Here is a 1,149-nt window from a genome sequence, read left to right as displayed (position 1 = left end):
GGCCTGGCTGGCTGGCTGCTGGCGATCCGCACGGCGGGCGCCACCGCCAATCTCGGCGTCGGCTTGCTGTTCAACGCCTTCGCCGCGGTCGTCATCGGCGGCGTCAGCCTCAAAGGCGGCGTCGGCACCCTCCCCGGCGTCTATGCCGGCGTGCTTTTGCTCTCGGCCATCAACACGGCGATCAATTTGATGGGCCTGCCGGCCAATTTCACCCAGGTGATTCATGGCCTGCTGGTGCTGGCCGCGGTGCTGCTCGACGCCTTCAAGCAAACCATTCGCCAAAGACTCGCATGACAGGACGGCTCGCATGACAGGACGGCTAAAAGACAAGGTGGCGCTCATCGTCGGCGCCGCCCGCGGCATCGGCAAGGGCATTGCGCTCCGCTTTGCCGAAGAGGGGGCGCGGCTGGTGCTCGCCGACACCGAAGTCGAGGCCGGGCAAGCGACCGCTGGCGAGTTGGGCGTCCCCTTCATCCGCACCGACATCTCGCAAATGAGCGACGCCAAGGCCGCCGTGGCGCTGGCGCTGAAGCAGCATGGCCGTCTCGACATCATCGTGCAGAATGCGGGCATCTATCCCTGGCAGCTGATCGAGAACACCAGCGCCGACGACTGGGACCGCGTCATGGCGGTCAATCTGCGCGGCACCTTCAATGCCAGCCGCGCGGCCCTGGTGCCGATGAAGGCGCAACGCTTCGGCCGCATGCTCTACACCTCCTCCATCACCGGTCCGCATGTCACCAGCCCGGGCCATGGCCACTATTCGGCCAGCAAGGCCGGCATCAACGGCTTCATCCGCGCCGCGGCACTGGAATTCTCCGGCTACGGCATCACCGTCAACGGCGTCGAGCCCGGCAACATCCTGACCGAAGCGATCGAGCTGCATCGCGGCGAGGCGTTCATCAAGAACATGGAGGATTCCATCCCGCTTGGCCGCCTCGGCAGCCCGCGCGACGTCGCCAATGCCTTCCTGTTCCTCGCCTCGGACGATGCCAGTTACATCACCGGCACGACCATCGTCGTCGATGGTGGCCAGTTGCTGCCCGAAGGCAGCGATTTCCGGCTCGTTCCGCCATGATCATCGATTTCGGCGATGGCTTCTTCCTGCGCCAGGCGACCGAGGCCGACCATCCAGCACTTGCCATGATC

1 protein-coding gene and 1 pseudogene are annotated in these 1,149 nt (G+C 65.4%); both read left to right on the top strand.

Going from position 1 to position 1,149, the window contains the following annotated elements; genetic code table 11:
- Positions 1 to 294, top strand: a pseudogene (locus tag EN879_RS39855) (ABC transporter permease); the annotation flags it as partial.
- A 13-nt stretch (positions 295 to 307) separates the two neighbouring features.
- On the top strand, positions 308 to 1,078 hold the full coding sequence (locus EN879_RS10900) for an SDR family NAD(P)-dependent oxidoreductase (protein WP_063167795.1): 771 nt from the start codon (positions 308 to 310) through the stop codon (positions 1,076 to 1,078).
- Positions 1,079 to 1,149: the final 71 nt, after the last annotated feature.

The sequence above is a fragment of the Mesorhizobium sp. M7A.F.Ca.AU.002.02.1.1 genome (genome assembly GCF_003998535.1).
GTDB classification, from domain to species: Bacteria; Pseudomonadota; Alphaproteobacteria; order Rhizobiales; family Rhizobiaceae; genus Mesorhizobium; species Mesorhizobium ciceri.
The sequence above is the reverse complement of the archived record's forward strand: the minus strand, read 5'-3'. Positions and strand labels throughout refer to the sequence as shown.